20 protein-coding genes are annotated in these 22,849 nt (G+C 63.2%); 17 read left to right on the top strand and 3 right to left on the bottom strand.

What is annotated here, in order from left to right:
• Positions 1-58 precede the first annotated feature (58 nt).
• The 6 genes from ruvA (at position 59) to F0M17_RS08760 (ending at position 7,621) form a co-directional block, all read left to right on the top strand.
• On the top strand, positions 59-676 hold the full coding sequence (ruvA, locus tag F0M17_RS08785) for a Holliday junction branch migration protein RuvA (protein WP_066138500.1): 618 nt from the start codon (positions 59-61) through the stop codon (positions 674-676).
• Between the two features lie 26 nt (positions 677-702).
• Positions 703-1,752, top strand: a complete 1,050-nt coding sequence (ruvB, locus tag F0M17_RS08780; RefSeq protein ID WP_128470234.1) for a Holliday junction branch migration DNA helicase RuvB — start codon at positions 703-705, stop codon at positions 1,750-1,752.
• A 187-nt stretch (positions 1,753-1,939) separates the two neighbouring features.
• Positions 1,940-2,350 carry a preprotein translocase subunit YajC gene (yajC, locus tag F0M17_RS08775; protein ID WP_246857040.1) on the top strand — a complete coding sequence of 137 codons (411 nt, stop codon included), beginning with the start codon at positions 1,940-1,942 and terminating at the stop codon, positions 2,348-2,350.
• Between the two features lie 60 nt (positions 2,351-2,410).
• Positions 2,411-4,153, top strand: coding sequence for a protein translocase subunit SecD (secD, locus tag F0M17_RS08770; protein WP_149596943.1), 1,743 nt, complete (start codon positions 2,411-2,413; stop codon positions 4,151-4,153).
• Positions 4,146-5,114 (top strand): protein translocase subunit SecF, encoded by a 969-nt coding sequence (gene secF / locus F0M17_RS08765; RefSeq protein ID WP_038991171.1) that lies wholly within the window; start codon positions 4,146-4,148, stop codon positions 5,112-5,114. The genes secD and secF overlap by 8 nt, the downstream gene beginning before the upstream one ends.
• A gap of 239 nt (positions 5,115-5,353) precedes the next feature.
• A complete protein-coding gene (locus F0M17_RS08760) occupies positions 5,354-7,621 on the top strand; it encodes a bifunctional (p)ppGpp synthetase/guanosine-3',5'-bis(diphosphate) 3'-pyrophosphohydrolase (protein ID WP_038991313.1) in 2,268 nt (755 codons plus the stop codon).
• Between the two features lie 27 nt (positions 7,622-7,648).
• On the opposite strand, the gene F0M17_RS08755 is transcribed toward F0M17_RS08760, so the two are convergent.
• Together F0M17_RS08755 and F0M17_RS08750 are read right to left on the bottom strand one after the other, a co-directional pair.
• On the bottom strand, positions 7,649-8,272 hold the full coding sequence (locus F0M17_RS08755) for a hypothetical protein (protein ID WP_149596942.1): 624 nt from the start codon (positions 8,270-8,272) through the stop codon (positions 7,649-7,651).
• Positions 8,273-8,332: 60 nt separating this feature from the next.
• On the bottom strand, positions 8,333-9,691 hold the full coding sequence (locus tag F0M17_RS08750) for a DUF349 domain-containing protein (RefSeq protein WP_149596941.1): 1,359 nt from the start codon (positions 9,689-9,691) through the stop codon (positions 8,333-8,335).
• 143 nt (positions 9,692-9,834) lie between these two features.
• Here F0M17_RS08750 and hisS point away from each other — a divergent pair, with 143 nt between their 5' ends.
• The 4 genes from hisS to F0M17_RS08730 all read left to right on the top strand — a co-directional run bounded on the left by hisS (position 9,835) and on the right by F0M17_RS08730 (position 14,636).
• Positions 9,835-11,157: a histidine--tRNA ligase gene (hisS, locus tag F0M17_RS08745; RefSeq protein WP_038991164.1), complete on the top strand. Its 1,323-nt coding sequence runs from the start codon at positions 9,835-9,837 to the stop codon at positions 11,155-11,157.
• Positions 11,158-11,246: 89 nt separating this feature from the next.
• Positions 11,247-13,049, top strand: coding sequence for an aspartate--tRNA ligase (aspS, locus tag F0M17_RS08740; RefSeq protein ID WP_149596940.1), 1,803 nt, complete (start codon positions 11,247-11,249; stop codon positions 13,047-13,049).
• A 146-nt stretch (positions 13,050-13,195) separates the two neighbouring features.
• Entirely contained in the window at positions 13,196-14,314 is a 1,119-nt protein-coding gene (locus tag F0M17_RS08735; protein ID WP_149596939.1) for a hypothetical protein, read from the top strand.
• 43 nt (positions 14,315-14,357) lie between these two features.
• Positions 14,358-14,636: a PadR family transcriptional regulator gene (locus F0M17_RS08730; RefSeq protein WP_246857039.1), complete on the top strand. Its 279-nt coding sequence runs from the start codon at positions 14,358-14,360 to the stop codon at positions 14,634-14,636.
• On the opposite strand, the gene dtd is transcribed toward F0M17_RS08730, so the two are convergent.
• Positions 14,633-15,070: a D-aminoacyl-tRNA deacylase gene (dtd, locus tag F0M17_RS08725; RefSeq protein ID WP_149596937.1), complete on the bottom strand. Its 438-nt coding sequence runs from the start codon at positions 15,068-15,070 to the stop codon at positions 14,633-14,635. The two genes, F0M17_RS08730 and dtd, sit on opposite strands and share 4 nt — an antisense overlap.
• Before the next feature lie 89 nt (positions 15,071-15,159).
• On the opposite strand from dtd, the gene F0M17_RS08720 reads away from it, so the two are divergent.
• From F0M17_RS08720 to mltG, 7 genes are all read left to right on the top strand, one after another.
• A complete protein-coding gene (locus F0M17_RS08720) occupies positions 15,160-16,566 on the top strand; it encodes a replication-associated recombination protein A (protein ID WP_022875202.1) in 1,407 nt (468 codons plus the stop codon).
• Positions 16,567-16,753: 187 nt separating this feature from the next.
• Positions 16,754-17,377 (top strand): 30S ribosomal protein S4, encoded by a 624-nt coding sequence (rpsD, locus tag F0M17_RS08715; RefSeq protein ID WP_038991153.1) that lies wholly within the window; start codon positions 16,754-16,756, stop codon positions 17,375-17,377.
• 125 nt (positions 17,378-17,502) lie between these two features.
• Entirely contained in the window at positions 17,503-17,874 is a 372-nt protein-coding gene (locus F0M17_RS08710; RefSeq protein WP_038991152.1) for a DUF948 domain-containing protein, read from the top strand.
• An 80-nt stretch (positions 17,875-17,954) separates the two neighbouring features.
• Positions 17,955-18,164: a hypothetical protein gene (locus F0M17_RS08705; RefSeq protein ID WP_038991150.1), complete on the top strand. Its 210-nt coding sequence runs from the start codon at positions 17,955-17,957 to the stop codon at positions 18,162-18,164.
• 19 nt (positions 18,165-18,183) lie between these two features.
• Positions 18,184-20,874 (top strand): alanine--tRNA ligase, encoded by a 2,691-nt coding sequence (gene alaS, locus F0M17_RS08700; RefSeq protein ID WP_121866852.1) that lies wholly within the window; start codon positions 18,184-18,186, stop codon positions 20,872-20,874.
• Positions 20,867-21,340, top strand: coding sequence for a Holliday junction resolvase RuvX (gene ruvX, locus F0M17_RS08695; RefSeq protein WP_066138484.1), 474 nt, complete (start codon positions 20,867-20,869; stop codon positions 21,338-21,340). The genes alaS and ruvX overlap by 8 nt, the downstream gene beginning before the upstream one ends.
• Before the next feature lie 45 nt (positions 21,341-21,385).
• Complete coding sequence (mltG, locus tag F0M17_RS08690) at positions 21,386-22,807, top strand: endolytic transglycosylase MltG (RefSeq protein ID WP_149596936.1); 1,422 nt, start codon at positions 21,386-21,388, stop codon at positions 22,805-22,807.
• The last annotated feature ends 42 nt before the right edge of the window (positions 22,808-22,849 follow it).

The raw sequence follows: 22,849 nt of genomic DNA, 5'->3' as shown, positions 1-22,849 counted from the left end.
ATATTCGTAGGTATCTTCGATAAACTGGGTTCGATCGAACATACATCCAAGGAGTGGCATGATCAGCTCATTGACCGGCACCGTGCAGGCGGTTGCACTGAACACCGCGGTAATCGACGTTAACGGCTTCGGAATGCTGGTCAACGCCACCCCCGGAACGCTGTCCGGCCTGCATCAAGGGCGCGAGGCGACGGTCTTCACCTCCATGGTGGTGCGCGAGGACTCCATGACCCTCTTCGGCTTCGCCACCGCTGAGGAGCGCGATGTCTTCGAGGTCCTGATCTCCGTATCGGGAATCGGGCCGCGCACCGGCTTGGCCATCCTTGCCGTGCATTCTCCTGAAGAAGTGCGCATCGCGGCGAATACGAAGGACACCGCCGCCTTCACCAAGGTGTCCGGCATCGGCCCCAAGGGCGCCAGCCGGATCGTGCTGGAACTGAACGGCAAGCTGGTCCCGACCGGCGCGCCGGTGGCTCCGGTGTCCGGCGGCGGTACCGCCAGCGTCTGGGAACCGCAGGTGATCGAAGCGCTGACCGGACTGGGCTGGAGCGAAAAGGATGCAACCAGTACCCTGAAGTCGCTGTCCAAGGCCGATCCGGATGTCGTTGCCACCGGTAACGTCGCAGAAATCCTGCGTGCCGCGCTGCGCAGCATGTCCAGCGGAACCCGCGTCTAAGCGGTCTGCGAGAGGATCGACTTTTCATGAATGACTCCACCGGGCTCACGAACGCCGGCAGCGAACCCGAAGAACGGGTTATCGAAGCTGCCCTGCGCCCGCGGAACCTCGACGACTTCGTCGGCCAATCCCGGGTGCGCCAGCAGCTTTCGCTGGTACTCGAAGCAGCCAAGATCCGCGAACGCACCGCGGACCACGTACTGCTCTCGGGTCCGCCCGGGCTGGGCAAGACCACTTTGTCGATGATTATCGCCGCCGAGATGAACGCGCCATTGCGCATCTCATCCGGCCCGGCAATCCAGCACGCGGGCGACCTGGCCGCGATTCTCTCTTCGCTGACCGAGGGCGAGGTGCTGTTCTTGGATGAAATCCACCGCATGTCGCGGCCTGCCGAAGAAATGCTCTACATGGCGATGGAAGACTTCCGGGTCGACATCGTCGTCGGCAAGGGGGCTGGCGCGACAGCCATTCCACTGGAACTTCCACCGTTCACGCTCGTTGGGGCCACCACGCGTGCGGGCTTGCTGCCTGGGCCGCTGCGCGACCGCTTCGGCTTCACCGGGCACCTGGAGTTCTACGCGGTCAAGGAACTCGAGCTGGTACTGCGCCGTTCGGCAATGATGCTGGATCTGAGCGTGACCTCAGCTGCATTCACCGAGATCGCCGGTCGATCCCGCGGAACCCCGCGTATCGCCAACCGCCTGCTGCGCCGCGTGCGCGACTGGGCCCTGGTGCACAAGCTCGAAGAGATCGATGCCAAGGCAGCGGCTGCCGCTCTGGACATGTACGAGGTCGATGCGCGCGGACTGGACCGCCTGGACCGCGGAGTGCTGGAAGCACTGTGCACGAAATTCGGCGGGGGACCGGTGGGGCTTTCAACCCTGGCCATTGCCGTGGGCGAAGAAACCGAAACCGTCGAAACCGTCGCCGAGCCATACCTGGTGCGCGAAGGATTGATGGGCCGGACTCCGCGAGGGCGTATCGCCATGCCCGGAGCCTGGGAGCATCTGGGATTAGCCATGCCCAAGGATGCCATCTTCGCCAGTGCGCAAAGCTATGAAAACGATGAGGATTAGGCAAGCATTACTTCACTGCCCGCGTAAATGGCCTGCCGGTTCACCGTGACCCATTAGACTAAAGACGCCCGACCTGTGCCCACTTCAGGGTAAGGTGGGGCGTCTTTGCTGTTTCGCGCCAGAAAATGGCGCAACGGCATCCCAGAATTCCAGATCAAATCGCAACTAATCGTTAGCAGGTAAATACGTGAATCCTCTCGTAATCGCACAGGCCGCTGGTGGCGGCTTCAACCCTTCGCTGATCCTGATGGTCGCCCTGTTTGCAGTGCTGATCTTCATGATGTTCCGTGGCCGCAAGAAGCAGGCCGCCCAGCAGGAGAAGCTGAAGACCAACACCGTGCCAGGCGCCAAGGTGATGACCAACTCGGGAATCTTCGGCACCGTCGTCGGTGTAGACGCAGAGGATCGCGTACAGGTTGAGGTTTCGCCAGGCGTGGTGCTCACCCTGCACCGCCAGGCCATCGCCACCTTCCTGGACAAGGATGCGGCAGCCCCGGCCGCTGCCGACGAACCAGCAGCACCCTCCAACGCAACCGAAACCCCGGAAGAGTCCCTGCGTCGCTTGAACGACGAGGGCAAGGACGAGCGCAACGCCTAAGTCCCGGGCAGCATAGCGGTGGCCTGAAGGCTAAGCCACCCGAACCAGAAAGCACATTAGATGTCATCAATCAGACCTGTTAAGCAGGCGCGCAAAGCGTTGCTGTGGTTGCTGGTCGTCTTCATCATCGCAACCGGCGTGTTGGTGGGTGGTGCGGTGAACGGCAAAACCGGATGGGGGCCGAAGCTGGCCCTCGACCTCGAAGGCGGCACCGAGATGATCCTGGCCCCTCGGGTCCAGGGCGACGAGGCGATCAACCAAGAGCAGCTGGACCAAGCGGTGGAGATCATCCGCCAGCGCGTGGACGGTTCCGGTGTCACCGAATCGGAAATCACCACCCAGTCCGGACGCAACGTCGTGGTCTCGATGCCCGGTACCCCGGACCAGACCACCCGCGATTTGATCCAGGCCTCGGCCAACATGGAATTCCGCCCGGTGCTGATCACCGGTGGCTTCGCGGCCACTCCGAAGGAAGACCGCACCCCCAAGGAAGACCTGCCAAAGCCTAGCGGCAAGCCGGAGAATCCATCGGATACCAACTGGATCACCCCAGAGCTGTTCCAGGAGTTCGAAGGCTACGACTGCGAGGTCGAGCTCAAGGATCGCGGTGGCGAAGCCGCCGACCCAGACAAGCCAATGATCTCCTGCGACCGCGAGATGGGCGTGAAGTACATCCTCGGCCCGCAGGAAATCTCCGGTGACATGATCAAGGACGCCTACGCCCAGTTGGCCCGCGGCGTCAATGGATCGGTGACCGGCGAATGGGTCGTCGTTATCGAGTTCAACGCCGAAGGCACCAAGCTCTTCGCGGATACCACCCAGCGTCTGATTGCCCTGCAGGGGTCGCAGAACCAGTTCGCGATCGTGCTTGATGGCGAAACCATTTCGGCGCCAACCACCAATGCAGTGATTTCCGATGGCCGTCCGCAGATTTCCGGCGGTTTCACCCAGGAAAGCTCGCAGGCGTTGGCCGAGCAGCTGAAGTACGGCGCGCTGCCAATCAGCTTCGACATCCAGTCCGAGCGCCAGGTTTCCGCAACCCTGGGCGCTGACCAGCTCACCGCTGGCCTCATCGCCGGCATCATCGGCCTGCTTCTGGTCTTCATCTACTCGCTGTTCCAGTACCGGGCCCTGGGCCTGGTGACCATCGCGTCGCTGCTGGTTTCCGGCGTGCTCACCTACCTGGCGCTGGTGCTGCTGGGCTGGGGCATGAACTACCGCCTGTCGCTGGCAGGCGTCGCCGGCCTGATCGTCGCCATCGGCCTCATCGCCGACTCGTTCATCGTGTACTTCGAGCGTGTGCGCGATGAGCTGCGCGAAGGCAGGCCGCTGGCAAGCGCCGTGGATATCGGCTGGAAGCGCGCCAAGCGCACCATTCTGGCATCCAAGGCAGTCAACGTGCTGGCCGCCATCGTGCTCTACATCGTTGCCGTGGGCAACGTGCGAGGCTTCGCCTTCACCCTGGGCCTGACCGCCATCATCGACCTCATCGTCGTGTACGGCCTGACCCACCCGACCTTGGTGCTGCTGGCACGCACCAAGTTCTTCGCCAACGGCCACCCGATGTCGGGCATGGATCCATCGTTGCTTGGCGTCAAGCCGCTGTACCAGGGCGCGGGCAAGGTTCGCCGCTTCGATGAGAATGTTGCGGCAAATCGCGGCAAGAAGAATGCGAAGGCATCGGCTGAGGCAGCGAAGCGCATGACCATTGCCGAACGCCGCCGCGCTCAGGCCGAGCAGTCCGCTGGCTCGAACGCGTCTGGCAGCACGCAGGCCAAGGCCCAGGAGGAGAACAATGAATAAGCTAGTCACTTGGGGCAACGAGCTCTACACCGGCAAGCGTTCCTACCCGTTCACCTCCAAGCACCGCTTATGGTTCCTGATCGCCGGCATCCTGGTGATCCTGTCCATCCTGATCCCGGTGGTCAAGGGCGGCTTCAATCTGGGTATCGACTTCCGCGGCGGTTCCGAATTCACCGTTTCGGATGTGCAGAACACGGATATCTCGATTGGCGAAGAGACGGTCAGCTCAGTGGCTTCGGGATCTGAGGCAACGGTGACCAATATTGCTCCGGGCACCATGCGCGTGCAGACCGAGCGTTTGAGCGATGACCAGACCCTGGCCATTGCCGATCAGCTCGCGAAGAACTACGGCGTCAGCAGCGACGAAGTGACCAGCAACTTCATCGGCCCGACCTGGGGCGAAGACGTTTCACGCCAGGCACTGTTTGGCCTGGTCGTCTTCGTGGTCCTGGTGGGCTTGCTGATGGCAGCATACTTCCGCACCTGGAAGATGTCGCTGGCAGCGATCGTCGGCCTGATGGCAGTGGTGATCGTGACTGCGGGCATCTACTCGCTGACCGGTTTCGAAATCACGCCGAGCGCGATCATCGGCTTCCTGACCATCCTGAGCTACTCGCTGTATGACACCGTGGTGGTTTTCGACAAGGTCCGCGAAAACACCAAGGACTACACCCAGCAGACCAAGCGCACCTTCGAGCAGCTGGTCAACCTCGCTGTGAACCAGACCTTGGTCCGCTCGATCAACACCTCGGTTGTGGCCGTGCTGCCTGTGGCCGCGATCCTGTTCATCGGCTCCTACCTGCTGGGAGCCGGTACGCTCAAGGACCTTTCCTTGGCGCTGTTCGTCGGCATCATCGTCTCGGCCCTGTCGACCCTGTTCGTCCAGGCACCGATGTTTCACTGGCTGCGCCACAAGGACGAGGACGTGGTTGCGCACGACAAGAAGATGGCAGCGCTCTAACGCGATCTGAAGTCTAGGATATGGTGCCCCCGGCAGATGGCCTGGGGCACCATTTCGCTTAAGCTGGAAGATGCGTAATTAGTTGTCACCGCGCGAACGTGCTATAACGTTTGAACTAAAGAAGGTGTTTTTCAAGTGCACGGCCACCGGTGATCTGGCGGCCCGAAACTACCGATGGATTTGACCTGGCTCCATTCAGGCTTCGGGACAATTCCAACGGCAACGGGAAGGAGCGGGGCATGGCGAATACGCCTAACCTGAACAATTCGAAACGACGCTCTATCTCTCGTTTGGTGCGCTTTGCAGGCCGGGGGAGCACTCCGAGCACATCGCCGACTCTCGAACCGCTGCTGCGCACGGTCAAGTCCAAGCATCCGAAGGCGGATCTGGATTTGCTGGTCCGTGCCTACGAGGTCGCAGAAAAATATCATGAGGGCCAAAAGCGCAAGAGCGGCGACCCCTACATCACGCACCCTGTCGCGGTCGCCACGATCTTGGCAGAAATGGGCATGACCGGTTCGATTCTCGCCGCTGCCTTGCTGCACGACACGGTCGAAGACACCGAGTACTCCCTCGAGTCGGTGAAGAAGGAATTCTCCGAAGAAATCGCCATGCTGGTGGACGGCGTGACCAAGCTGGACAAGGTCACCTACGGCGATGCGGCCCCCGCCGAAACCGTGCGCAAAATGGTCGTCGCAATGTCCCGCGACATCCGCGTGCTGCTGATCAAGCTGGCGGACCGCCTGCACAATGCACGCACCTGGCGCTACGTCTCGCCGGAATCCTCCTCCCGCAAGGCGAAGGAAACCCTGGAAATCTTCGCTCCGCTGGCACACCGCTTGGGCATGAACACGGTCAAATGGGAGCTGGAGGACCTGTCCTTCGCCGCTTTGCATCCCAAGGTCTACCAGGAGATCGTCCGCATGGTCGGCGACCGCACCCCTGAGCGCGAAAAGTACCTTTCATCAATCCGCCAGACCCTTTCGCACGATCTGGGAGATGTGGCCATCCACGCCTCGGTATCCGGCCGGCCCAAGCACTACTATTCGATCTACCAGAAGATGATCGTGCGCGGCAAGGACTTCGACGACATCCACGACCTGATGGGCGTGCGGATCCTGGTCGACACCGTCAAGGACTGCTACGGCGCGCTGGGCGTCGTGCACGCGGAGTGGAATCCGCTGCCCAACCGCTTCAAGGACTACATCGCCATCCCGAAGCTGAATCTCTACCAGTCGCTGCACACCACGGTGATGGGTCCCGAGGGCAAGCCCGTGGAAATCCAGATCCGCACCCATGACATGCATGTGCGCGCTGAATACGGCGTCGCCGCGCATTTCCAGTACAAGCATGGCCAGACCGACAACTCCATGCTCTCTCCGGAGCAGAACATGGATTGGCTGCGCTCCCTGATGGAATGGCAAGCCGACACCGCCGACTCCGAAGAATTCCTGGACGGGCTGCGCTACACCATCAGCTCCGCCGAGGTCTACGTGTTCACCCCGAAGGGCGACATCATGTCCCTGCCGGTGGGGGCAACACCGGTGGACTTCGCCTACTCGATCCACACCGACGTAGGGCACCGAACCATCGGTTCGCGCGTCAACGGCAAGCTCGTGCCTCTGCATACCGAACTCAAGCAGGGCGATGTGGTGGAGGTCTTCACCTCCAAGGCCGAGGGTGCCGGCCCATCCCAGGACTGGCAGAATTTCGTCAAGTCGCCGCGGGCCAAGGCGAAGATCCGCGGCTACTTCTCCAAGGAGCGCCGCGAAGAGGCCATCGAAAAGGGCAAGGAGCTGCTGACCAAGGAACTGCGACGCAACCAGCTGCCGTTGCAGAAGCTGATGACGCACGATTTGCTCACCGCGGTAGCCAACGAGTTGCACCACACTGACATTTCTGCCCTGTACCAGTCGGTGGGCGACGGCCATACCAGTGCGCAAAACGTCATCGAGCATCTAACGGCTCTGATCGGCCCGCCAGAAGCCGAACAGGTCGATGAGGAAGCGGTTATCCACCCGGTCGCTCCTAGCCCGTCTACGGGCAATGAGGCCGGCGTGATCGTCGAAGGCCTGGGTGACGTGCTGGTCAAGCTGGCGCGTTGCTGCACCCCCGTGCCGCCAGACGAGATCCAGGGCTTCGTCACCCGTGGCGCCGGCGTCTCGGTGCACCGCACGGATTGCCTGAACCTGACGCAGCTCGCTGAGCAGCCGGATCGGCTCGTCAACGTCACGTGGGCCACCAAGCACCACGGCGTATTCCTGGTCGAAATCCAGGTCGAGGCGCTGGATCGCAAATCGCTGCTGTCCGACGTGACCCGGATCCTTTCCGAAAGCCACCTGAACATCCTCTCGGCCAGTGTGCAGACCAGCAAGGACCGTGTTGCCATTTCCCGCTTCGCCTTCGAAATGGGCGACCCGAAGTTCCTGAGCCACGTGCTGAACCAGGTGCGGCGGATTGATGGCGTCTACGATGTCTACCGCACCACTGCGGGATCCCGCCGGTAACTTGCCTGGCCAGTCCGGCCGCGCGGCCTATGCTGCCTGTGCCGTGCCGGAGAAGGACTGCACCAGGCGCAGCGCCCTGGATCGTTCAGGTGACGGATCCTCGCTATCCAGCGCCTGCCGGATCAGATCCAAGTTCAGGTAGGGGTCTGCCAGGGATATGACGGTGCCCAGCACCCGGCTGGCAATGGGCAATGGATCATATTTGGCGCAATCGCAGGCGCTGCGCAATGCCGTGGTGACCTTGAAGCGGCTGCGGAACACCATCTGCGTATCTGGCACCTGCATCTGGGCGAACTCGGCCTTCAGGCCGTGCCCGGGATAAAAGGGTCGATGGTAGTTCTTGGTGTAGATGCACAAGGTGAAGACCGAGGGCAAGAGCCCGTGGATCCAGGCCGCGGTCTGCCGCGCCAGCACTGCATCGCGGCCCAGTTCCCGGCCGCAGGCGAAGCCCGCAATGCGGGCACGCACCGAGGCGTTGACCTGGATGCTGCTGGGCAGGAAGTAGTCACCAAGCACCTCGCGCAATAAGCCGTTGGAAGCCATGGCGTCCAACTCGTTGCGGGTGAACATCTCGCCGGCGATCCAGAGATCCCCGGGAATGCGCAACGCGGCGGCGCGGGATCCGGTAGCTGCGGAATTTCTCGTTTCCATAGAGCTACTGAACCAGTCCGCACCGCCGCGTTGGCGGGTTGCAAGCGATCTGTGGATTACTTACTGGAAGTCGGCTGCCGACTTCTCCAAGGTGCTCAGCCACATGCGGCGTGCATCCAGGGCTTCCTGGGCTGCCGCGATCTGCTTGGCATTGCCCTTGGCCTGCGCTGCTGCCAGATCATCTTCCAGGGCGGCGATGGTGTCCTGCAGCTGCGAGAGCATGGAGTTGGAACGGGCCTTGGTCTCCGGGTTGGAACGGCGCCACTGCTCGTCCTCGGCACCCTTGACCGCGTCCTCGACCTGGCGCAGTGCCGACTCGATGCGCTGCAGGTCGTTGCGCGGCACCTTGCCGGCTTCCTCCCAGCGGATGCGGATCGAATCCAGTTCCTTCTTGGCGGTAGCCAGATCCTTGATCGGAAGCAGCGCGCGGGCTTCTTCCAGCAGCGCTTCCTTCACCACGAGGTTCTGGGCGTACTCTTCATCGATCTTGGCGTTGGCCGCGGCGCGGGCCTGGAAGAAGACATCCTGGGCGGCGCGGAAGCGGCTCCACAGCTGGTCGTCATCCTTGCGCGAGGCGCGGCGCGACTTCTTCCACTCATCCATGAGCTTGCGGTACTCGGCGGCCGTGGCAGCCCAGTCGGTCGAACCCTGCAGCGCCTCGGCGCGGGCGATCAGTTCTTCCTTGACTTCCTTGGCGGCCGCGTTGGTCGAATCCAGCTGCGAGAAGTATGCGCGGCGGTGGCGGTCGAAGGTGGTGCGGGCCGTACGGAACCGCTTCCACAGCGCATCCTCAGTGGCGCGCGGCAGGCGGACCGAGGAACGCTGCGCGCCCTTCCAGGCATCGAACAGCTCGTTCATCGTGGCCGAAGCGGTCTTCCACTGGATCTGCTCCGGGCGCTTGGCGGCCAGGGCCTCGGCCTGATCGACAATGGCTTCGCGGGCTGCGAGCTGCTCGGCACGAGCCTCGTCGTTGGCCTTGCGCTGTTCGCTGGCCAATGCCTCGACGGCGACGCGGACATCTTCCAGGCGGGATTCCAGCGCCGGGATGTCGCCGACCATGTGGCGTTCTGCGACGGTGGCCGACAGCGCCTGCACAGCCTTGCTGAGCTCGCCGGCCGGGGCCTTGGCAACAACACGCTGCTCGAGCAGCATCAGCTGCGAGAGCGCGTCGTCGTATTTGCGCACGAAGTAGCCCAGGGCTTCTTCCTGCGTTGCGTCCGGGTACTGGCCCACGGGGGACTCGGCGCCGTCGATGATCACGAAGACGTGGCCGTCCTCGGTCACGCGGGCGAACTTGGCCGCTTCATCGAGGGGAGTGGTGTGTGCGACGCTTGGCGCTACAACCGGCTTTGCGGCAGGCTTCTGCGCCTGAGGCAAGGGGGTCTTCTGGCTGTCGTCGGATTGCTGACTGGTGGTCACCGCTGAAACTCTTTCACTTTACGAGCACTTGCTTTACCCAACTCTACCTGTGACCTCCGCTTCTTAGTAAGCCGACGTGCACAGGTTTCTCGGGTTTCGGGCTATAAGATGGGTAGGTAGCCCAATTTGCACTAAGGAGTTTCATGGCACGCAAGGCCTCACTATCAGGTTTCCCGGAATGGCTTCCAGCCGAACGGGCTGTCGAACAGCACGTGCTGGACACCTTGCGCCATGTCTTCGAACTGCATGGATTCGCCAATATCGAGACCCGTGCCGTGGAAACCCGCGCGCAGCTGCTGCGCAAGGGCGAAATCGACAAGGAAGTCTACGGACTGTCGCGCCTGGCCGCCGAGGATGACAAGAACGATCCGAACGCCCTGGCCCTGCACTTCGACCTTACCGTGCCTTTCGCCCGCTACGTGGTGGAGAACGCCGGACACCTGGCCTTCCCGTTCCGCCGCTACCAGATGCAGAAGGTGTGGCGCGGCGAACGCCCGCAGGATGGCCGTTTCCGCGAATTCACCCAGGCAGATATCGACGTCGTGGGCGATGGCGCCCTGCCCTTCAGCTACGACGTGGAACTGGCGCTGACCATCGCAGATGCGCTCTCCGCCCTGCCGATCGGAGATTTCCGCCTGCGCGTGAACAACCGCAAGCTGGCCGAAGGCTTCTACCGCGGTCTGGGCCTGGAGGATCCGGACGCCGTGTTGCGCGCCATTGACAAGCTGGAGAAGATCGGCGATGACGCAGTTGCCAAGATCCTCATCGAAGAAGTCGGCGCCACCGCCGAGCAGGCCGCCGCCGCCCTGGCCTTGGCCAAGATCCGCACCCTGGACACCTCCTTCATTGAGCAGGTCCGCGCCCTGGGTGTGACGCACGAGCTGCTGGACACCGGCCTGGATGAGCTCTCGCAGGTCATCGACGCCGCGTCCAAGCGCGCACCGGGCAAGGTCATGGCCGACCTGTCCATCGCCCGCGGCCTGGACTACTACACCGGCACCGTGTACGAGACCGTGCTGGTGGGCCATGAGTCGCTGGGTTCGATCTGCTCGGGAGGCCGCTACGAATCATTAGCTTCCAAGGGGAAGAAGAACTACCCGGGCGTGGGCCTGTCCATCGGCGTCACCCGCTTGGTCTCGCGCATCCTGGCCGAAGAGGTGGTAACCGCGAGCCGTTCGGTGCCGTCGGTGGTATATGTCACCTTGGCCAACGAGGACTCCTGGCACGAAGCTCAGGATGTCGCTGCGCAGTTGCGCGAGCGCGGCATTGCCTGCGAGGTCGCGGCCAGCGCGGAGAAGTTCGGCAAGCAGATCAAATACGCTGATCGCCGCGGGATTCCGTTCGTGTGGTTCACCCACGCCGACGGCACCCACGAGGCCAAGGACATCCGCTCCGGCGAGCAGGTGACCGCCGATCCGGCCACCTGGATGCCGGCCGAAGCAGATCTGAAGATCGCCATCAGCTAGTTTCAGGGCTTTGCCGCCCGCCCGCGCACCAGCAATGGTGCACTAAACTTCATGGGAAGAAACTTTCCACACAAACCGAAAGGATCGTAGTGCTACGCACTCATCAGCTGGGCGTCCTGAACGCCGAGCACATTGGACAGCAAGTCACCCTCACCGGCTGGGTCGCACGGCGCCGTGACCACGGCGGAGTCGCCTTCCTGGATTTGCGCGACGCGTCGGGCGTGGCCCAGGTCGTCGTGCGCGATGAAGAGGACTTCCATCCGCTGCGCAATGAGTTCGTCCTGCAGATCACCGGCAACGTCGAGCGCCGCCCGGAAGGCAACGAGAACCCGAACCTGCCAACCGGCGAGATCGAGGTCATCGCGGACACCGTGACCGTGCTGAACACCGCCGCTCCGCTGCCGTTCCAGGTTGATGAGCACGTCGAGGTCGGCGAAGAGGCACGCCTGCGCCACCGCTACCTGGATCTGCGCCGCCCGACACCGGCACGCAACATCCGCCTGCGCTCCGAGGCCAACCGCGTCGCACGCAACCTGCTGCACGATGAGGGCTTCATCGAAATCGAAACCCCGACGCTGACCCGTTCCACCCCGGAAGGCGCCCGCGACTTCGTCGTGCCTGCACGCCTGACTCCCGGCTCCTGGTACGCGCTGCCTCAGTCCCCGCAGCTGTTCAAGCAGCTGCTGCAGGTCGGCGGCTTCGAGAAGTACTACCAGATCGCCCGCTGCTACCGCGACGAGGACTTCCGCGCGGACCGCCAGCCGGAGTTCACCCAGCTGGACATCGAGGCATCGTTCGTCGAGGAAGACGACATCATCGCGCTCGGCGAGAAGCTGGTCAAGGAGCTGTGGAGCCTGATCGACGTCCAGGTGCCGACCCCGATCCGCCGCATGGCCTACTCCGAGGCGATGGCCAAGTACGGTTCGGACAAGCCGGACCTGCGCTTCGGCCTGGAACTGACGGAGATGACCGAGTACTTCGCGAACACCTCCTTCAAGGTGTTCCAGTCCGAGTACGTCGGTGCCGTAGTCATGCCTGGCGGCGCATCCCAGCCACGCCGCACCCTGGATGCCTGGCAGGAATTCGCCAAGCAGCGCGGTGCCAAGGGCCTGGCCTACGTGCTGATCAAGGAAGATGGCGAGCTGGCAGGCCCAGTGGCCAAGAACCTGTCCGACGAGGAGAAGGCCGGCCTGGCCGCGGCCACCGGCGCCTCTGCCGGCGACTGCATCTTCTTCTCCGCCGGCAAGAAGAACGAATCCCGCGCGCTGCTCGGCTCGGTTCGTGTCGAGATCGGCCACCGCACCGGCCTGATCAAGGATGGCGACTGGGCCTTCGTCTGGATCGTTGATGCGCCGATGTTCGAAGCCGCTTCCGACGCTGTCGCTTCCGGCGACGTGGCAGTGGGTACCGGTGCCTGGACCGCTGTGCACCACGCGTTCACCAGCCCGAAGCCTGAGTTCATGGATACCTTTGACACCGATCCTGGCTCGGCCCTGTCCTATGCCTACGACATTGTCTGCAACGGCAATGAAATCGGCGGCGGCTCGATACGTATCCACCAGCGCGACGTGCAGGAGCGTGTCTTCAAGGTCATGGGCGTGACCCAGGAGCAGGCCGACACCCAGTTCGGCTTCCTGCTCGAGGGCTTCAAGTACGGTGCCCCACCGCATGGCGGCATCGCCCTGGGCTGGGACCGCGTGCTGCAGCTGCTGACCAACTCCGAGTCCATCCGCGACGTCATCGCGTTCCCGAAGACCGGTGGCGGCTTCGATCCGCTGACCCAGGCTCCTGCGCCAATTACCCCGCAGCAGCGCAAGGAAGCCGGCATCGATTTCAAGCCGGAAAAGAAGAAGGCCGAAGAAGGCGACAAGGCTGAAGCAGAAGCCAAGTAGGCATTCGCTGTTCAAGGAAGCCGGGTGGAACGCATTTCATGTGTTCCACCCGGCTTCTTTTGCGTATTTGTTGGCCGAGCAATGGATTAATGGCGATTTTAATACTAGGTTGGTTTTCAACCTAGTTCTCGATCCCAGGAGTACCCGTGTCGTTAGTGCTTCCCGACGACGTTATTGAGCTCTACCCAGAAAGCGACCGTGAATGGGCGCGGGACTTCAACATTGCTCTGTGGTGGAAGGACCTGGATGATTCACAGTGCGCAGCGGAACTGGGGAAGGTCCTGGATGCCATCCGCGACAGCGGGCAGAGCGCGGAAGAACTCTTCGGTGATCCCGCCGAATTCGGCGAAGTCCGCGCTTATGCGCGCTTGACCCCTCAGCAACTGGCTGATTCGGAGCTGCCGGTCAGTAATAGCTGGGGGCTGATTGCTGGTTCCGGGTTGGTCGTCGGGTTGCTATGCGCAGGGTTCGGTATTTGGATCGGATTCAGAGATGGATGGGCCGCGACATCGTGGCATTATTGGCAGCTGGCGGCTTTGTCCGCCGGGGCCGGCTTGGCAGTATCTGGACACCTGTGGTGGTTGCATCGGGTCAGGGGCAAATTCGCCCTATCCTGGATACTCGGCCTTGCCGCAGCCACTGCTGCCACCGCTGTAGCCGTGCTGATCGCAGTACTCGGCGCGGAGGAAGCGATGCCGCTGCCCAACTGGCTGGTGCCGATCATCGGCGTTGCACTGGTTGTCAGCGTTTTTTGGTTGCCGTTCACAGAGGAATCTGGCGCGAAACGAGAAGCGGTTTGCGTGGATGTGGATCCTGAGTCCTGGTTTGCCGAGGTTTCGCGTTTACTACGCGGGCGCTATGGAATGCGGAGCAAAGAGGCGGACTTCGCCCTTGAATCTGCCCGCGAACACTGGTCAGCCCTGCACAGTGAGGACGGCAATGCCAGAATTTCCGAAGAGTTCGGCACGCCGATCGAATTCGCCATCGGGCTGTCGGTCAACACCGGCAAAGCGTTAAAGCGGCGCTGGTTGCTTCGTCGCCTGTTTCCGCTAGCCGTCGTGGGTCTGTACAGCATCAGCCTTGTTCCGGCAGTGATCGCTCCAGAACGCAGCGGTTGGGATATCTTCTTCGCGGTCTGCATGCTGATTTTTGCTGCAGGGACACTCTATGAGCTGCGTCCTGCGAACCGGGCAAGCTATGTCGAGGACAGGCTGGCCGAAAGGCGTGCCCAGTCCCGCGGGCTAGAAGAAGGAAAAGATGGGTAAAGATGCGCCATTTCCCGGTAGCTGGCAACGCGCGATACTGCCTATGTTGCTTCTTGCAGAGCTCTCCAGCAGCCCGGCTCATGGTTATGCGCTGTCCAAATCCCTGCAGGAACGGGGTTTCGGTCCGATCAAGGGTGCCACGCTCTATCCCGCATTGTCCAAGCTTGAGGCCGCGGGCTTCGTGGACACGCGGTGGGAAGAAGGCCAAGGTGGTCCTGGACGGAAGGTCTACGGGCTATCTGCCGCCGGTCGCGCCGAGCTGGACCGCCAGCGCGACAGTTTCGATAAGCTGGCAGCACTGGTTCAATCCACCGGAACCTAGGCCAGATCGGCCGAATCCACGATCACCGTGAAAGGCCCGGAATTCACCAGCGACACATTCATCATCGCCCCGAACTTCCCGGTCTCCACGTGGGCCCCCAGCTCCTGCAGGTAGGACACGAAGTACTCGTAGAGCGGTTCGCTCACCGGGCCCGGCGCGGCATTGGACCAGGACGGGCGCCGGCCCTTACGCACCGAGCCGTAGAGCGTGAACTGGCTGATCACCAGCAGTGGAGCGGCAGTGGACTCTGCACTGGATTCGTCCTTCAAGATCCGCAGCCGCCAGATCTTCTCCGCAACCTTGCGCGCCGTTGCTTCATCATCGTCATGGGTGACCCCCAGCAGGATCACCAGCCCGGGGGAAGCGAGACGGCCTACGATCTCCCCTTCGATTTCGACGTGGGCGGTGCTGGCGACCTGGACGACGGCGCGCATGGAGCAAGTCCTTTCAAGAGGCGGTGTGTGAGTGCGACGACGTGTTGGCTTGCGCCGCGCGACTACCAGAGTATCGGTAGGCTTAGGGGGTGAGCGATTTGTTCGATTCCTTGTCCGATGATCAGCACGATGGGAGCACCTCCCAAGTCAACCGGCCGCGTCCGCCGCTGGCGGTTCGCATGCGCCCTCGATCCCTGGACGAGCTGGTTGGCCAGCAGCACCTCTTGGGTCCCGGCTCTCCGCTGCGCCAGCTCGCCGAGCATCCGGAAACCGGCCTGGCAGGCCCGGCCAGCGTGATCCTCTACGGCCCTCCGGGGATCGGCAAAACCACCATCGCCCACGTGATCGCCCGCGCCACCGACCGCAAGTTCGTCGAGCTCTCCGCGATCACCGCAGGCGTCAAGGACGTGCGCCGGGTCATCGAACAGGCGAAGGACGACCGAGATCTGCGCGGGATCACCACCGTCTTGTTCCTCGATGAGATCCACCGCTTCAACAAGGCCCAGCAGGATGCCCTGCTGCCCGGCGTGGAGAACCGTGTTGTCGTCCTAGTAGCCGCGACGACCGAAAACCCTTCCTTCTCGGTGATTTCTCCGTTGCTCTCGCGCTCCTTGCTGCTGACCTTGCGCCCGCTGACCGACGGCGACCTGTCCACCTTGCTCGAGCGCGCTGTAGCCGACGAGCGCGGCTTCGATGGACAAGTGATCCTGGACGACGAGCAGCGCGAGGCGATTGTCCGCCTGGCCCAGGGCGATGCGCGCCGCTCGCTCACCGTGCTGGAGGCCGCCGGCGCGGTCGCCTGGAACGCCGCCGGGAAGGATGTCGCACCGCCGGTGCACATCACCGCAGGCCATGTGCAGCTGGCCATGGACCAGGCAGTACAGCGCTACGACAAGGATGGCGACCAGCATTACGACATCATCTCCGCGTTCATCAAGTCCATCCGCGGCTCGGATGTGGACGCTGCCCTGCACTATCTGGCCCGCATGCTCTCCGCAGGGGAGGACCCCCGCTTCATCGCCCGCCGGCTGATGATCTCGGCCTCGGAAGACATCGGCATGGCCGATCCCACCGCGCTCCCGCTCGCGGTCGCCGCCGCCCAGTCGGTTCAGCTCACCGGCATGCCCGAAGCGCGGATCATGCTTGGCCAGGCGACAGTGCATCTGGCCACCGCTCCGAAGTCCAACGCCTCCTACAACGCGATCAACGCCGCCCTGGCCGATGTGTCCGAAGGCAAGGGCTCGCTGGTACCCGACCACCTGCGCGACGCGCACTATCCAGGTGCCAAATCGCTGGGCCACGGGGTGGGCTACATCTACTCGCACGATGCGCCGCATTCCATCGCCACCCAGCAGTACCTGCCCGATGACCTGGTGGGCACCAACTACTACACGCCCACCAATAACGGTGCCGAAAAGACCCTTGGGTCCCGCCTGGCCCGCTTGCGCGAGATCATCCGAGGCAAGGATCCGCTGCGCTCCAAGGGCAAGCGCTAAGTGTGCGCTAGGACTCAGCGAAAGCAACGGCGGTTTCGTGTAAACTTGATCTTTGGCTGGCAAGCCTTGCCTGTGCATTCGAGTGATCGGCTGCACAGCGAGGTTGAAGTGAAGCAGGGACGCGACGCCCACACACTCTCCCTCCTGGAGGCCAGTAGATACCGTCGCTAATCGAAAGGGACACACCATGGCTAACGCCCGTGCCCGCCGTACCGTACGCCTCTCGCGTGCGCTCGGCCTTGCATTGACTCCAAAAGCTGAAAAGTACATGGAGCGCCGTCCATACGGTCCAGGCCAGCACGGCCGCGCCCGTAAGAAGCAGGACAGCGACTACGCAGTACGTCTGCGCGAAAAGCAGCGTCTGCGTGCCCAGTACGGCATCCGCGAAGCTCAGATGCTGAGCGCCTTCAAGGAAGCTAAGCGCCTCGGCGGCGAAACCGGCGGCAACCTGCTGGCTCTGCTCGAGTCCCGTCTGGATGCCCTGGTTCTGCGTGCAGGCTTCGCCCGCACCATCCAGCAGGCTCGCCAGATGGTTGTACACCGCCACATCCTGGTCAACGGCCAGCGTGTAGACCGTCCGTCCTTCAAGGTGCAGCCGGGTCAGCTGATCCACGTGCACGAGAAGAGCGAGAAGATGGTTCCATTCCAGATGGCTGCAGCCGGCGAGCACGCAAAGGTGCTGCCAGCTGTTCCTGCTTACCTGGACGTGAAGCTGGAAGCCCTCCAGGCGACCTTCGTGCGCACCCCAGAGCGCGCCGAAATCCCAGTGACCTGCGAAGAGAACCTCGTGGTCGAGTACTACGCACGCTAAATCCGTGCGCTAGTTCCAAGCCCGCAACCGGAAACGGTTGCGGGCTTGTCGCTTAACTACCTATCTCGGCTCTGACTTCGATAAGGTGGACTGGCACCAAAAACCCAAAGCAGAAGAGGAAGCACATGTCGGGTTCGGATATTGCAGGGCTCATCGCCGCCGGCGCGTTTGTCGTACTAGTTGTGCTGCTGGCAGTGCCGATCATCAAGTTGGGCAAGGTGTTCGACGAGCTGCGCAAATCGATCAAGGACCTGGCTGACGGAACCACTCCGTTGATCGGCGAAGTCGCGACCACCGTTGCGACCACCAATGACCAGCTCAAGAAGGTCGACGTCATCACCAGCAACGTTTCTGACACCACCGCCAACGTTTCCGCGCTGTCCTCGCTGATAGCAGCCACCGTTGGCAAGCCGCTGATCAAGGTTGCAGCATTCACCGAAGGCGTGAAGGCTGCCATGAACACCAAGCCAAGCGGCAAGGCACGCCGCAGCCGCTAAGCAGGCAACGCTGTTTGATCGAACACGTATCGGCGTGCTGAATAGGATACGGCCATCCGGTGGCCGCCAAGGAGACTAGAATGAAAAAGCTCTTGTGGGTTTCGATTGGAGTGGGCGTTGGCGTGCTCGCGTCCAAGAAATACGCTGAAGTTTCGTCCGGGGCGGCGCTGAACCGCCAGGTCGGCAAGTACGCCGACCGCGCCTCGGAATATTGGGAAGCCTTCCGCCAGGGAATGAGCTCCCGCGAAGAAGAATTGCGTTCCGCCTTGGGCGTGGACGCCGCTAAGTGAAGGGATCATCCGTAACACGATGAAAACGCAGGAAATTGCCCGTCGTTGGGTCGACTTTTTCGTCTCGAAGGGCCATGCCGCGGTGCCGAGCGCCTCGCTGGTCTCGGCCGACCCTTCGCTGTTGTTCACGGTGGCCGGCATGGTTCCGTTCATCCCTTACCTCACCGCGCGCGAAGAGCCTCCATATTCCCGTGCCACCTCGGTGCAGAAGTGCATCCGCACCGGTGACATCGAAGAGGTCGGCAAGACCGCCCGTCATGGCACCTTCTTCCAGATGTGCGGCAACTTCTCCTTCGGCGACTACTTCAAGAAGGAAGCCATCCACTTCGCCTGGGAGCTGCTGACCAGTTCCGTCGAGGACGGCGGCTACGGCCTGGACAAGGACCGCCTATGGGTCACCGTCTACGAAGACGGCGACGAGAAGGACCTCGAGGCCCGCCGCATCTGGGAAGAAGAGATCGGCATGCCTACCGAGCGCGTTGTCGGCACCGGCAAGGAAGACAATTACTGGAACACCGGCCAGCCCGGCCCCGGCGGACCATGCTCGGAGATCTACTACGACCGCGGCCCGGCCTACGGCGTCGAAGGCGGCCCCGCCGTCGACGAGACCCGCTACGTGGAAATCTGGAACCTGGTGTTCATGCAGTACCGCCTCTCGGCAGTACGCTCCAAGACCGACTTCGACGTTGCCGGCGAACTGCCCAAGCGCAACATCGATACCGGCCTGGGCCTGGAGCGCCTGGCGATGATCCTGCAGGGCGTCGAGAACATGTACGAGACCGACCAGGTCCGTCCGGTCCTCGACAAGGCAGCCGAACTGGCCGGCGTCACCTACACCTCCACCGAGGATCCTGCCGACCCGAACCACGCCACCGACGTGCGCCTGCGCATGATCGCCGACCACATCCGCTCCTCGCTGATGCTGATCTCCGACCAGGTCACCCCGGGCAACGAAGGCCGCGGCTACGTGCTGCGCCGGCTGATCCGTCGCGCCGTGCGCGCCATGCGCCTGATGGGCGTGGACACCGAGGTGCTCCCTGAGCTGCTTCCGGTCTCGCGCGACGCCATGAAGGGCGTCTACCCGGAAGTCGAGGCCGATTTCGAGCGCATCGCCCGCATCGCCTACGCCGAGGAACGCGCCTTCCGACGCACCATCGCTTCGGGCACCACCCGCCTGGACGAGGCGCTGAACCACGCCAAGGAGGAAGGCAAGAACCTCTCCGGCGACGACGCCTTCACCCTGCACGACACCTACGGCTTCCCGATCGACCTGACCCTGGAGATCGCCGCCGAGGCTGGCCTGTCCGTCGACGAGTCGCGCTTCCGCGAACTGATGAACGAACAGCGCACCCGCGCCCAGAAGGACGCCAAGGCCAAGAAGGCCGGCCACGCCGACCTGTCGGTGTACAACAAGCTGGCCGAGGCCGGCAACGTGCACTTCACCGGCTACGACACCCTCGAAGGCGAATCCTCCATCCGCGGCATCATCCGCGATGGCCAGGTCGTGCCGTTCGCCGAGCAGGGCCAGGAAATCGACCTGGTGCTCAACGAAACCCCGTTCTACGCCGAATCCGGCGGCCAGGCAGGTGACAGCGGCCTGATCACCGGCGACGGATTCGTGCTGGAAGTCACCGATGTGCAGGCCCCGGTCAAGGGCCTGAGCGTCCACAAGGTCATCGTGCGCGAAGGCGAACTGCCTGCCGAGGCACTGGTGCGCACCCAGGTCGACGCCGTGCGCCGCCGCTCCGGCGAGCAGGCGCACTCGGCTACCCACCTGGTGCATGCCGCCCTGCGCGAGCTGCTTGGCCCGACCGCCACCCAGGCCGGCTCCTTCAACAAGGCAGGCTACCTGCGCTTCGACTTCTCCTGGGCCGAGGCGCTGTCCGCTGCCGCGCGCAGCGAGGTCGAAGAGGTCGTCAACCTTGCCATCGCCGCCAACCACCAGGTCATCACCAACGAGATGGCGCTGTCCGAGGCGAAGAAGCTGGGCGCGATGAGCCTGTTCGGCGAGAAGTACGCCAACGACGTGCGCGTGGTGGAGATGAACGGCGCCTGGTCGCGCGAGCTGTGCGGCGGCACCCACGTGGATACCACCGCCCGCATCGGCCAGCTGACCCTGCTCTCCGAGGCTTCGGTGGGTTCGGGCAACCGCCGCGTCGAGGCGCTGGTGGGCATGGAAGCCTTCCGCCACGGCGCTGCCGAGCGCGCCCTGGTCTCCGAGCTTTCCGGCCTGTTCCGCGTGCCATCCAGCCAGGTCTCCGAGCGCGTCAACGATACCGTTGCCAAGCTCAAGGCCGCTGAGAAGCAGATTGCCGAACTCAAGAACCAGGCAATGCTGGCCCAGTCCGCGGCGCTGCTGCAGAAGGTAGTCACCATCGGCGGCACCCGCCTGCTGGCGCACAACGCCGGAGAAGTCGACTCCGCCGATGCGCTGCGCACCATGGCGCTGGACCTGCGCGGCAAGCTAGGCTCCGACGCCGCAGTCATCGTGCTGATCGGCGTGTCCAACGGCCGTCCGCTGGTGCTGGCGGTGACCAACGAGGAGGCCCGCGCCAACGGCTTCAAGGCCGGCGCCCTGGTCCGCACCGCAACCGGCGTGCTCGGCGGCGGTGGCGGCGGCAAGGACGACATGGCCCAGGGCGGCGGCCAGGACGCGTCGAAGATCGACGACGCGCTGGCTGCCATCCAGGCGGCACTGGCCAATGGCTAATGCCGCTCTCGGCGTCGACGTGGGCCTGGCCCGCGTCGGCGTCGCCGCATCCGATCCCTCGGGAATCCTCGCCACTCCGGTGATGACCCTGCGCCGGGATGCCAAGAAGAATTCGGATCTGCGGATGCTCTTGCGCATCATTGCCGATCGCGGCGTCACCGAGGTCTTCGTCGGGGAGCCGAAATCGCTGGCCGGCAACTCGACCGAATCCACCAAAATGGCACGTGACTACGCGATTGCCTTGGCGGAAGAAGCCGCAAGCGCTAATATCGAGCTTGAGGTTTTCCTGGTCGACGAACGCCTGAGCACCGTCAACGCGCATCGGTCGTTGCACGCCTCGGGCAAGAAGATGGCAGAGCACCGCAAGGTCGTCGACCAGGTCGCAGCCACCGAGATCCTGCAGCAAGTGCTGGAAATGCGGCGCAACAACGTCCGCGTGCAAGCCAGCCGGATTGTGCTGCGCTAGCCTACCACCGCTAGTGCTCCACAACGACCCGAGAGATGAGAGTTGATGCGAGAAGAAGCCCGCCACGAACGGCAACGCGAAACGCATCGCGCGCTATATGAACGCTTTGCCGCCGGAACTGGCGTGCCGATCGCACAACCCTCTGAACCGGAACTGGCCGGCGCCGAGCACTACCGCGAATCGCTAGCGGCCACCGCAGAACCCGGCGCTTCGGGCGGGGAAGACACCCACACCAGGTTCCTCCCCGCCCAAGCGGCCGCTGACCCCGAAATGCAGGAATCCGACGATCCTGCAGACGCCCAGGATGAGGACTACACCGGGGAAACGCACGCCGTACAGCCGGCAGTTGTCTTCGGCGACGAGCCGCAGGACGAGCAAGCCGCGGCCCACAAGGCCCAGCGGCGCAAGCGCACCAAGCGCAAGCGCAACCTGGTGATGCTGGCCACCGTCCTGATCTTCGCGCTGGTGGTCTCCGGCTCGGTCTTCTTCGTCAAGTCCGTGCTCAAGCAGTTCAACCCCGACGATTACCCGGGCCCGGGCGGGGCCACCGTGGAATTCACCGTGGAAGATGGCTGGGGCGTGAACATCATTTCGCGCAAGCTCGAAGAGCTCGACGTCGTCTCCGACGATGGCCTGTTCTCCGACGCCGTCGCCGACTCCGAAGCCGAAAACAAGCTCATCCACCCCGGCACCTACCTGCTCAAGAAGCAGATGCCAGCAGCCGACGCGGCCGAGATCCTCATCAACCAGCGTCCGGACAAGGTCTTCTACATCGCGCTGAAGGCCAATATGCGCATGGATGCCGCGATCAAGGAGATCGCCAAGGGCTCGGGCCTGAAGGAGAAGGACCTGCAGGCGCTGGCCACCAAGCCGCAGGAGTTCGGCCTGCCCGACTCGGTGACGAACCTCGAAGGCTGGCTGCACCCGGGGGAGTATCGCTTCCCGCTGGAAACCAGCGCCAAGGAAGTGCTGGCCGAGCTGGTCAAGGCCACCAAGGTTTCCCTCGAGCAGGCGGGCATTACCGACCTCGACGAGGGCTACCGCATCTTGAAGATCGCCTCGATCCTGCAGGCGGAGGCGCGCACCCCGGACTACGCCACGGTCGCCGGAGCGATCGAGAACCGGCTGGATCCGGGCAACCGCGAAACGCACGGGCTGCTGCAGGTCGACTCCGCGGTGATCTACGGGCTGGGCCGCTACTCGCTGCAGTTCAGCGCGCAGGAGAAGCAGGACGCGTCGAACAAATACAACACCTACGTGCACAAGGGCCTGACGCCAACTCCGATCGGCTCGCCAGCGAATCCTGCGATCGAGGCCGCCGCCAATCCGGAAGACAACGGCTACTACTACTGGGTGACCGTCAACATCGAAACCGGCGAGACCAAGTTCGCCTCGACCTACGAAGAGCACCAGCGGTACAAGGCCGAATTCGACGCCTGGTGCGACGAGCATCCAGACGTCTGCTAGCGCAAGCCCGCGAACGAAAGACGCGTTGCCGCCCCCAGGGCC

The sequence above is a fragment of the Glutamicibacter sp. ZJUTW genome, from assembly GCF_008370855.1.
GTDB lineage: Bacteria > Actinomycetota > Actinomycetes > Actinomycetales > Micrococcaceae > Glutamicibacter > Glutamicibacter nicotianae.
Note: the sequence above shows the minus strand (reverse complement) of the source record. Positions and strands in the feature narration are given on the sequence as shown.

Excerpts from the sequence above, each read along its gene's own strand:
- F0M17_RS08705 (WP_038991150.1), top strand. The coding sequence starts at position 17,955 with ATGAAAAAGCTCTTGTGGGTTTCGATTGGAGTGGGCGTTGGCGTGCTC.
- secF (WP_038991171.1), top strand. The coding sequence starts at position 4,146 with ATGAATAAGCTAGTCACTTGGGGCAACGAGCTCTACACCGGCAAGCGT.
- mltG (WP_149596936.1), top strand. The coding sequence starts at position 21,386 with ATGCGAGAAGAAGCCCGCCACGAACGGCAACGCGAAACGCATCGCGCG.
- ruvA (WP_066138500.1), top strand. The coding sequence starts at position 59 with ATGATCAGCTCATTGACCGGCACCGTGCAGGCGGTTGCACTGAACACC.
- F0M17_RS08755 (WP_149596942.1), bottom strand. The coding sequence starts at position 8,272 with ATGGAAACGAGAAATTCCGCAGCTACCGGATCCCGCGCCGCCGCGTTG.
- ruvX (WP_066138484.1), top strand. The coding sequence starts at position 20,867 with ATGGCTAATGCCGCTCTCGGCGTCGACGTGGGCCTGGCCCGCGTCGGC.
- ruvB (WP_128470234.1), top strand. The coding sequence starts at position 703 with ATGAATGACTCCACCGGGCTCACGAACGCCGGCAGCGAACCCGAAGAA.
- dtd (WP_149596937.1), bottom strand. The coding sequence starts at position 15,070 with ATGCGCGCCGTCGTCCAGGTCGCCAGCACCGCCCACGTCGAAATCGAA.
- secD (WP_149596943.1), top strand. The coding sequence starts at position 2,411 with ATGTCATCAATCAGACCTGTTAAGCAGGCGCGCAAAGCGTTGCTGTGG.
- F0M17_RS08760 (WP_038991313.1), top strand. The coding sequence starts at position 5,354 with ATGGCGAATACGCCTAACCTGAACAATTCGAAACGACGCTCTATCTCT.
- rpsD (WP_038991153.1), top strand. The coding sequence starts at position 16,754 with ATGGCTAACGCCCGTGCCCGCCGTACCGTACGCCTCTCGCGTGCGCTC.
- hisS (WP_038991164.1), top strand. The coding sequence starts at position 9,835 with ATGGCACGCAAGGCCTCACTATCAGGTTTCCCGGAATGGCTTCCAGCC.
- F0M17_RS08710 (WP_038991152.1), top strand. The coding sequence starts at position 17,503 with ATGTCGGGTTCGGATATTGCAGGGCTCATCGCCGCCGGCGCGTTTGTC.
- F0M17_RS08730 (WP_246857039.1), top strand. The coding sequence starts at position 14,358 with ATGTTGCTTCTTGCAGAGCTCTCCAGCAGCCCGGCTCATGGTTATGCG.
- alaS (WP_121866852.1), top strand. The coding sequence starts at position 18,184 with ATGAAAACGCAGGAAATTGCCCGTCGTTGGGTCGACTTTTTCGTCTCG.